Here is a 9,915-nt window from a genome sequence, read left to right as displayed (position 1 = left end):
CCTAGCGGTCGTAAGGAGGCAGGAGTCGACTCGGTGCACGGGCATAGCAATCTCTCGGTCATGGAGGCCATTGGCCCGCAGCCAGCACGCGATGGCAACGTCTAACCAGGTTTGACTGCGGCTCTGGCCCGTGATCCGTGACGCGCTATGATGGTCCAGTATCCGTCATCGCGAGTGATCTTCACCCAGCAACTCGAAAACGATCACAATAAAACAAGGCTTCCGGTGCCATCGGGCGGGTCGATCCATGTCGTCCAACCTAACTCTCCTTCGCCCAGAGTCCATTGCGGTGTCTGCCCGAGCGCTAATTCTAGCTGGAGATCCCATGCCAGGGGTTCGCGCAGAATAGCGCTAACGAGACGGCAAAGGATGGCATGGGTCTCGCAACCGGGCAGCAGTGACCGAAACTGCTGCTGGTTGAGCGGGCCGAGGCAAAGCCGGAATTTGCCTACGACGTCCGGCATGGTTTCACCGGCAAGGGTATCAACGCCGAGCTCAAGACCAGGTCGGCCAAGGCGCCACTGCGCCTGCCGTGGAATGTCGATCTCGCGCCAGATGAATTCCTCGACCCGGGCTGAAATGTTGAGATGGCTGGAAATCACACCGGCCACAAGCTTGGCGGACCGGCTGCATAAGGCAAGGACGCCGGCATGCGGCAGCAGCCGCGCCCGCCATTCCCGTTCCCTAGCTGTGTCTTCCCCGGGCACGAGCCCAAAGAGCGTGCCAATCAGCACCGAGATCGCGTCGGTTGCGCCCTCCTCGAACCGCAAATGGTGACGGTAGTACCGCCAGATCCGCAGCAGCAGGCTGATCAGACGGTGATTGAAGAAATCAAAGAAATCGCCGAGCGATCCCATGCCGTCTGCATGCATGATCCGTTCGGCGTAGAAGGGCGGCAGCGGCGAGGAGGGACCATGCAGCCCGAGGAAGTTGACGTTGACCTCCACGCGCTCGCCGGCGGCCTTGGTCTGTCTGATTCCCGCGATATCTTCGGCAGGAAAGCCAAGCGTTGGCGCCGCACGGAAGCGCACCGCCTCCTGCGCGGGATCATCGGTGGATCCGATCGGGGGAGCGGCGCTGAAGCGCCGCTCGAGATGCGCAACGAGCGAAAAGAACCCGAATGCCGAAAGCTCATCGTGTTCGTCGGGCGCCGTCAGAGTGCCGTCATCGATCCGCTTCTCGCTGGCCATAAGTAGTGTGCGTTGCTTTCCGTGCCACGAACCGAAAACCGATGCAGCATATTGATGCCGGCAAACGTCGCGAAGAAGGCGTCGAGTACCGCTCCCAACAGGAACAATTCGCTCTCGCCCCCGATCTTGCTGTCGATCACGGCCAGTTCGATATTTCGCATTCGGACCGGGGCGCCGCGCACCACGTGATCGGTGTCCGTGCTCACGAACTGATCGAGGCCTTCGAGCAACAATTCCAGGCGACGACGCGCCTGAACGTCGTAGACTGCACGAAATTCGTAGCTGGCAAGCACAGTCCGCAACGCATCGACGTTAGCCATCGCTCCGTAGTTGCGCGCCAGATTGGTCATCAGACGCCGCAACAAGCCATCGCTGACCGGTGGCGGCACTTCTGCAACCACCGCCGTAATGTTGGAGAAGGTCACCGAGCGAGGCGTATCAGAGGTTGGCAGATCCACGCTACCGATGGGTAACCGGTCAGCAATAGGTCCGTTGGAGCAGGTCAATTGCAAGGATGCGACGTCGATCGGCGGATGTCGGCCGATGTCGAGCCGGTCAACGAAGCTCACGTAGTGATCGACGCCCCGGCCGACCACCGCCGGCCGGATACGCTCGCGAAAGTAGGCGCGGTTGCGCTCGGCGCCCGGCAGATCGTGGCGCAACAGGTCGAATGGCTCGAACTCGATGCGTTCGGGACGGCCTTGGACATAGCCGGTCACACCATCGACGGACCGGATGGTGAAGTTTGGCCCTCCGGAGGCAAGTACGCGGTATTCGGTCTTGGTCCGATTCAGCCGAATTGGCGAGGCCTCATGGCTGAAGACATTGATTGCCGGTGTGCAGTTCAAGCAAACTTGGCCTTTGCCGATACGCAACTGGGCAGGGAACGGGCGCCGAAACTCGAAGGTGAGCCTGCACTCAGTCTCCGTGCGGCCGGCAAGCGGCTCAAGACCAGATAATTCGACGTAGAGAAATTTCGACGGATAGCTCAGATACTCCTGAATGATCCGGAACCCTGAGAAGGCGTTGTGCGGCCAGGGCAAAACCGCCTCGTCATCGCTAAAGCCGACAGGCGCGATCTGTGCTGAGCCGATTGCGGCGACCTGTCGATCGGCCACGGTCACAGTTCCCTGTGAGGTGTGACGACACAGCCATGCCAATAAGCAGCGTCCCACTTGCGGCTCTCGTTCGGTCGAGAAGAAAAGACGGAGCCGACCCTTTTTAAGACATGACAGGTTTTGCTGGCCGGTGGCTTTGATACCCAAGGTAAGGCGAGCGGAACTCGTCCGGTTCTCGAGCTGGACATCAATCATCTCAAGCGGCAGCACGTCAATTGAGTAGCAGGTGACGAACGTGCAGTTCGTTCCTTCAATCGGCCGCGAACGCACGCTCGTGCGGCCGGCACGTTCAGGCTCGCAGCGCTCGCCGATGATTTCAAGGCAAAAGACAGGGTCGTGATGGGCGGCAGGGCTTGAAGATATTGCGGCCACACCATCCGCAACAGGCCGTGGACGAATTCGGGAAATTCGTCGTCGAGCTTTTGGCGCAGCCGCGCGACGAGGAAGGCGAAGCCTTCGAGCAACCGCTCGACGTCGGGATCGGTGGCATCCTGCCCGAGAAAGGGCGCAAGCTTCGGATTGGCCAACGCGAAGTCAGCGCCGAGCTCGCGCAAATAGGAGAGTTCGTCCTCGTAATAGGGATTAAGGGCCACCGCCGCCTCAGCGCCTTATCCGAACGTGCTTGTCGCAGATCGCATCGAAGGAAATTGGCTCCATCTGGTCGTCATAATCGAGCGTCGCGTTGACGTGAAAGCTCAGCTGCAGCGGGTTGTCGGGATCGGCATGAAAGCGGATCGACACATTCTTCAAGCGGGGCTCAAATGTCTCGATCTGCTGCTTGAGCGAACGGGCGAGCGCGCGTACTGCGTCGGCTCCCTGCCCGACCGCCTCGTTAAGGTCGGGCATGCCGAGGTCCGGCCGTGTTTCGCAGCAGCCCTGGCGCGAGTTCAGAACCCGACGCAGGTTTCCCAGAACGCTTGCCCGGAAACGGTCGAACGACACCCGGTGGGGCGCGGCTCCGTCCTCCAAGCGTTCCATAAGGCTGCGGTCGAACATCGATTAACCACCATTATTTCTTGTCGAGCTTACCCTTGAGCGTCAATGCAAAATCTGCGCCCATGTACTTCAAATGTGGAACGACGGCGATGCCGACGCGATACCAGCCCGGTTCACCGTCGACGTCCTCGACGATGATCTCCGCCTTTCGCAAAGGCCGCCGCGAGCGCACCTCTGCCGACGGATTCTCTTGATCGGCGACATACTGATGGATCCAGTTGTTCAGCTCGCCTTGCAGCTCTTGCCTGCTCTTCCAGGAGCCGATGTTCTCGCGTTGCAGCACTTTGATGTAGTGGGCGAAACGATTGATGATGAACATATAGGGCAGCTGGCTGCCGAGCTTGTAGTTGAGCTCGGCCGCCTTAGCTTCCTGGCTGTTCCCGAAATATTTCGGTTTCTGCACGGAATTGGCCGAGAAGAAAGCGGCATTGTCAGCCCCCTTGCGCATGGTCAGCGCGATGAAGCCCTGCTCGGCTAGTTCGAACTCGCGCCGGTCCGAGATGAGCACCTCAGTCGGCACCTTGGTCTGCAATTGTCCCATTGCCTCATAGGTATGCAGATTGAGGTCCTCAACCGCGCCGCCAGACTGGGGACCGATGATGTTCGGGCACCAGCGATACTTGGCGAAGCTTTCGGCTAAGCGCGTCGCAAAGGCAAAGGCAGCGTTGCCCCAGAGGTAGTTGTCGGTCTCGCCGTCCGAGGCTTCCTGGTAATTAAAGTCCTTCACGGGAACCGTCTCTGGACCATAGGGCAAGCGCAGCAGGAAACGCGGCAGCGACAGGCCGAAATAACGAGCGTCCTCGCTTTCGCGGAACGAGTTCCACTTGGTATATTTTGGTCCCTCGAACACCGATTGCAGGTCCTTCAGACCCACGATCTCCTCGTAACGTTCGACGCCGAACATGTCCGGTGCAGCAGAAGCTATGATTGGTGCATGCGACATGGCGGCCACTGCGCTCATGTACCGCATCAGCTTAACATCCTGGCTGCCACTGCCAAACTCGTAAGCCGATATCATGGCCCCGACGGGTTGGCCGCCGAACTGGCCATATTCTGCGGTGTAGACGTGCTTGTACAGGCCTGACTTGACGATCTCCGGGCTGTCCTCGAAGTCGGTGAGCAATTCGTCCTTGCTGACGTTAAGGATTTCTATCTTGATGTTCTGACGGAAATCGGTGCGGTCAACCATGAACTTAAGCCCGCGCCAAGCCGACTCGAGCCGTTGGAACTGGTCTGTGTGCAGCACCTCGTCGAGCTGAGTCGAGATTTTGCGATCGATCTCCGCAATCATCTGATCGACGAGCGCATTGTTGACCTGCTCGTCGGCCCGGTTCGGTTTGATGAGCTCGGCGACGAAAGCTGCGACGCCCCGGCGGGCGAGGTCGTAACCCTCGTCGCGCGGGGTCATCCTGGTTTCGACGAGGACCTGATCCAGCAACGAAATGTCAGTGGTCGGGGTAGCGACTTCGGCCGGCTGCTGCGCACTTGTGTCGGTCATAGCGCTCGCCCCTCAAGGAACCTCGTTGATCAGTTCACTCGCTCTTGCCGGTGAGCTCGCTCAGGAGGCGCGGCCGCGCGCCGTGGTCTTCGAGCAGATTCTGGATGGCCTTGCGGAAGCCCGGCACGTTGCCAAGCGGGCTCTTCAGAGCGATCAGAGCCGCGCGTAGTTCGGTCAAAGCGCGCAGTTCGGGGATTTGCTGCACGATACGCTCGGGTTCGAAGTCCTTGAGGCTCTGAAACTGCAGCGACACCGACAGCTTGCCAGCCTCATGCTGATCGTCGAGCTTATTCTCGGCGGAGATATGAAGAGTCAGTTGCTGGCTTTTGACAACCTCGTTAAAATTGTCCTTGTCGATATTGACGAGCTCGCGCTGTTCAATCGGGCGGTCATCGGCTTGCCCGGTGAAGTTGCCCAGAACCAGCAATTTGAGCGGCAGCTCGACATCCTCCTTGAGGTTGCCGGTTGCTGGCTTGAAGCGGATATTGATGCGCTCCTTTGGAGCGACCGAGCTTTCCTGTGCCATATCAGCTCCTGTTTGAGACTCTGCCCTGATAAAGTCAGCTAGCGACCAAGCTGACTCTCCCGCGCGATATCGATGCTAGCGACCCTCTTTCGGATTTGCTCGAGCACGGCGCAACGGCGCGGCTCGTCAATCAATTGCTGAGAATCGGAATGGGTCATCGCGCGAAAGCGCAATTCGGCGACGTCGAGCGCAAGCCGAGGCTCCCAGCGTTCGAGATTGCGCTCGGCGATCACCTCTTCCATGTGCTCGAGCAGCGAGACGGAGGTCGTCACGAAGCCGGTTTCGATGCAGAAACGGGCTTGCGCAAGCTGGCCCACGAACCGCGCTCGTTCTCCGCTCGCGCCATCCAGCGCACGTGACAGCTTCTCGAGGGCAGCCTGAGGGTGCCCATCACCAATCAGCTTATGTGCCTCAACAACCGTTTCGTCGGCAGGATCACGGCCCGACGACACGTCCGCACCACCGACGGCGGCCCAGGCGCGCGTCTCCTCATCCGCGAACGCCCGTCCGTCATTGAACTGAAACGTCAAGATCCGCGGATAGCGTGTGACCAGCAGGGCTAGGCTTGCGCGCACTGCGGCGGCCGCCGGCTCAAAGAGCGGCCCCATTTGCTCCAATGCTTTCGCGGCATGCCGGTGAACGTCGAGCCAGAACGGTGACATCCAGACGATCTCTTCGGCCAAATTCAAGACATCGGCGTGCTGAGCGGCCGCTATTTTGGTTTCCAACGCTGCGATACTGTCCGCAGGCGCAAATATCGTTGTGCGGCCGCCCGTATCCGGCGGCGGGGCGTCAAAGCGCATCCAGGAGCCGACACGATTGAGCAGATAGACCGTCGGGTCTGTGGGGGACGTAACGCGCCGGGCGGCCGAAGCTAAGCGCAGCATATCAGGCAACTGGTCGATCAAGCCGGCCCAGTCGCCATCGGCGCCAGCCAGTCGTGCACCTCAACCGGCGGAGGGGATTCCGCTGGGGCGACGCCGGCCTCCTCGACAGCTCGGGCCGCCTCCGCCGCACGCTCTGTGGGCACGGCGCTTGCGCGCTTGGCTTCTTCGTAGTGCGGCCGCAGAGCTCTCAACAACTCGCCCAAAGAGGCTTGCTCATTGACCAGCTTGTCGCGCAACTGGCGGTCGAGATCGTCAAGGGCCTCATAGGCGGCGAGCACTGCCGGATATTCAGTTTCGATCGGCACATTCTCGGCCACTTCTGACCCAACGCGACCAACGAGCCAATCGATTGCTCCGACCCGCGCCCGTTCCCGCTTGATCGGCGGAAAGAGCCCCTCCCAATGCGCATCCACCATGCCGCGCAAAACCCCTAGGCCGACCGCAAGGCCCTGGTATCCTCCGGTCCGGAACAGACCATAGGTGGCCCAACAGACCACCAAAAGGTCTTTTGACTGATTCGACAGGATATGGAGCGACAGCGTGCTGACTTTGCTCCAATCAACCGAAGTCGGTCCGTCGGCGTCCATGCGCCGGACCTCGGTTTCGAGCTGGTCAAATTCGGCCGCACCACGGACATTGATGCCGGCGGCCACGGGGCCCGGCACAGGCGCGGCACCGTGCCGCGCACGCGCATCGATGTCGTCTTGAACCGCCGCCCAGCGATCAATCACCATAACAAAACCATACGCGAACACACATTGCGACGCATCGTGGAAAGTCAACGTCGTACCCGACGCATACAATAAGCCGAGAGGCGACACCCTTGTAAGCCATCACTACCGTCCTTGCGCAGGCGCTGCTGGATGACGTCCGCCTTCATCTCCTTCAAGCCTTATGCCAATTGCAAAGGCTTGATTTAGCAGAAGCGTTCTCAATCGGAGGCGTCATGGTCCCGACAGCATGTTGCAAACCCGACATTAGAGGCATTGGTGATGGACGCCTCGGTCATTGGCCTGACGGGCCTTTTCGCTGTCCAATCCCATCCCAAACCTCCGTCCATGCCGGAGGCTTCTTCGCATAGTTATCCATATCCCGAAGCAAGAGTTCCGGCTAAGCGCTTACGATCAAATGACGGGCATCAGCAGGTCGTTCGAATTCATCTCCACAAGAGGAACCGGAACGTCTCGCCCATCTCGCACAACTTCCCTCTGCTCATGATCAGAAACTGAACAGAGTTCGGCACATGAGGCGGTATGAGCGGAGCAGCGCGAATGCCGCGACTTTCGCCCGGCAGGCGCGAAGCGTCAGTTCGGCGGCGGATTGCGGGGTGTAGCCGCCCGACTTGCCACTTGATGAAGATCTCCGCCGCATGCGAATGCCGGATAGGTTCGCCGACTCGTCGGGCAAAAGATTCTGCTCGGACACATAGGCGACGTCCTCCCAATGGCCAAGCGCTTCCGGCACTTCCTCGAGAGGTCGGCGACCGTTTGGCAAAAAGCTGAACAGGTCTGCCTAATGCGAGTCGCAGTCTCAATTGGCTTGGTTTACATTCGTCAGTGATCATCCATGATGACAGCGGCGGTTTCCAAGAGCATCACTTCGGGGGCGCCTACCTAATTGACGACTGAAAAGACGGCATTGATGGTCCCAGGACAGTGCCAGCCGAGTGTTCGTAATACGTCTCACTGTTCCGAGCGAGATCGACGGCAAGACTGCCTATGCGGTCTCACCGGGTCGGTTATCAGGTTCGTCGAGTTAGACTGGGGTGCGGGAGGCCGCCGACGATGAACAATGAGGCTTCGGCTCCTGGCGAAGGATCGCAGGACCAGGCTCTTGAGGCCTGGGCTGCAGAAGAGGTGCTGAGCCGAAGCGAAAATCGGCTAGACGCGGTAAGAAGAATAAGAGCGTGGGAGATGGCCGCAACCACTGTGCAGCTAAACCTTGCATCGCTGTCCCTGACGGTCTTGCCACCGGGCTTCCCGGCGTTACTCCAGCGCCTAGACGTCTCCAACAACCAGCTGACTTATCTGCCGGAATCTCTTCCGACCAGTCTCCTTGAACTCTACGCCAGGTCGAATCGGCTGACTAGCCTGCCCGTTCTCCCGCCCGGGCTCCGGCGGATGGATGTTGCCGACAATCGGCTCACCAGCCTGTCCGGCCTCCCCCCTGGGCTCCAACGTCTGGATGTTCCTGCCAATCAGCTGACCAGCCTGCCCGAAACTCTTCCGCCTAGGCTCCAGATTCTGCATGTGAACGAGAACCAGCTGACCCACCTGCCTGCCGCACTCCCGGACAATCTCTGGCGGCTCGACGTTTCCCATAATCGGCTGTCTCACTTGCCCGACTCCTTCCCTGCCAGCCTCAGAACGCTCCACGCGGGTTGGAACCGACTGACGAGCTTACCCGAAACCCTGCTGACGCAGCTGAGACATGCTTCCATAGTTAGGCTGGAAGCGAATCCCCTGTCGGAGCGGGTGCGGACGAACCTTGCGACAGCCCTGCATGCCGAGGGGTATGAAGGACCCCGAGTCTCCTTCTCGATGGAGGGGGAAACGGCGCAAGGGTCGGGACGGCCTCTGGCTGAGGCGGTCGCGGACTGGCTGATCAGCGAGCCGGAGACGCTGGCCCTCTGGCAGAGCTTCAGCGAAGAGCACGGTGCTCACGACTACGCACGCTTTCTCGACAAGTTGCAGCAGACCGTGAACTACGGCGATGAGGCGTTCCAGCAGGCGGTGCGCGATGACCTGCGGCAGGCGGCAAGAAGGCACCGGTTGCGCGAGCAATACTTCCAGTTGGCTTTCGATGCGAGCGCAAGCTGCGAGGATCGCATCACGTTGACCTGGAACGGCATGCAGACCGCACGCCTGAACGCTGAGGTTGAGTACGGGGACTTTGACGGGAATCTCAAAGGCATTTTGGAAAGGGGCCGTATCCTGTTCCGCTTGGACGTGCTGGAGCGGATCGCTCGCGAGAAGGTCCGCTCACTGCGTTTCGTCGACGAGATCGAGGTCTATTTGGCCTATCAAGTTAAGCTACGCGATGCACTGGAGCTGCAGCCCGTGGCCCCAAAGATGCGCTTCGAGCGAGTTTCCGTCGTTACGGAGACCGACATCGCCCTTGCCGAGACATCGGTTCGGGAGCAGGAGGCGGCAGGCTTTGCCGACTACCTGGCCACACGCTGGCAACCTTGGCAGGCGGTGTTGAAGCGTTTCGCTCACGAAGACCATGCAGCCATGGAGGCGCGCCTTGCCATAGCGATGGGAGCGGAGTTTTCGGCACGCCTGAATCAACGTCTCGCGGAATTTGGTTTGACGGGCAATGCCGATGCTAGGCTGCAACTCGGCGCCCAGGTCAAAGACGAAATCGCTCGGGAGATCATGCGACCGGTTACGGACCAGTTTCTTGCGCAGCGTGGCCTCACGCTATAAGCACGGGTCTTCGGTGGCATGGGGCTCTCAAATGCCTGGTTCCACGGAACCGTCGCGCCGCACCGAAGAGCGTTCGCCAATCACGTTGCAGCATATCCCGCAGGCGGTGAAGCAGTGGCTGCACTCGGTCGATGTTTGCGTCGGATTTTCACACAGCAAATCAATTGTGTCCAGCTTTCCCGGAGCAGCGGCGAGGCACGCAGCCGCGATCAGGGAATCCTCAGCATAACACGGCTTGTTCGAAGACCGTTGAGAGCTGATGATCTGCAACA

General features: G+C 60.0%; 8 protein-coding genes and 1 pseudogene. 1 reads left to right on the top strand and 8 read right to left on the bottom strand.

The genetic code is table 11. From position 1 onward, the window contains the following. Positions 1-203: 203 nt before the first annotated feature. The 7 genes and pseudogenes from tssG to ALC15_RS40120 all read right to left on the bottom strand — a co-directional run bounded on the left by tssG (position 204) and on the right by ALC15_RS40120 (position 6,997). Positions 204-1,190: a type VI secretion system baseplate subunit TssG gene (tssG, locus tag ALC15_RS40155; RefSeq protein WP_094194432.1), complete on the bottom strand. Its 987-nt coding sequence runs from the start codon at positions 1,188-1,190 to the stop codon at positions 204-206. Next, positions 1,154-2,901 (bottom strand): annotated as a pseudogene (tssF, locus tag ALC15_RS40150) (type VI secretion system baseplate subunit TssF). Before tssF ends, tssG begins: the two are co-directional and overlap by 37 nt. Before the next feature lie 7 nt (positions 2,902-2,908). Beyond that, entirely contained in the window at positions 2,909-3,304 is a 396-nt protein-coding gene (tssE, locus tag ALC15_RS40140; protein ID WP_050632038.1) for a type VI secretion system baseplate subunit TssE, read from the bottom strand. A gap of 13 nt (positions 3,305-3,317) precedes the next feature. Next, entirely contained in the window at positions 3,318-4,802 is a 1,485-nt protein-coding gene (gene tssC, locus ALC15_RS40135; RefSeq protein ID WP_050632037.1) for a type VI secretion system contractile sheath large subunit, read from the bottom strand. A 34-nt stretch (positions 4,803-4,836) separates the two neighbouring features. Then, on the bottom strand, positions 4,837-5,328 hold the full coding sequence (tssB, locus tag ALC15_RS40130; protein WP_050632036.1) for a type VI secretion system contractile sheath small subunit: 492 nt from the start codon (positions 5,326-5,328) through the stop codon (positions 4,837-4,839). 38 nt (positions 5,329-5,366) lie between these two features. Next, positions 5,367-6,236, bottom strand: coding sequence for a type VI secretion system domain-containing protein (locus ALC15_RS40125; protein WP_050632035.1), 870 nt, complete (start codon positions 6,234-6,236; stop codon positions 5,367-5,369). Beyond that, positions 6,233-6,997, bottom strand: coding sequence for a type VI secretion system ImpA family N-terminal domain-containing protein (locus ALC15_RS40120; RefSeq protein WP_128089742.1), 765 nt, complete (start codon positions 6,995-6,997; stop codon positions 6,233-6,235). The genes ALC15_RS40125 and ALC15_RS40120 overlap by 4 nt, the downstream gene beginning before the upstream one ends. A 1,131-nt stretch (positions 6,998-8,128) precedes the next feature. Here ALC15_RS40120 and ALC15_RS40115 point away from each other — a divergent pair. Further along, the gene (locus ALC15_RS40115; RefSeq protein ID WP_244486485.1) at positions 8,129-9,643 is read left to right on the top strand and encodes an NEL-type E3 ubiquitin ligase domain-containing protein; all 1,515 of its coding nucleotides are present in this window, start codon (positions 8,129-8,131) and stop codon (positions 9,641-9,643) included. A 27-nt stretch (positions 9,644-9,670) separates the two neighbouring features. Here ALC15_RS40115 and ALC15_RS45700 read toward each other — a convergent pair. Continuing rightward, the coding region (locus ALC15_RS45700) for a hypothetical protein (protein ID WP_210168628.1) at positions 9,671-9,915 on the bottom strand (245 nt) is incomplete at its 5' end.

This window comes from Bradyrhizobium viridifuturi (assembly GCF_001238275.1).
Classification (GTDB): Bacteria; Pseudomonadota; Alphaproteobacteria; order Rhizobiales; family Xanthobacteraceae; genus Bradyrhizobium; species Bradyrhizobium viridifuturi.
Note: the sequence above shows the minus strand (reverse complement) of the source record. Positions and strands in the feature narration are given on the sequence as shown.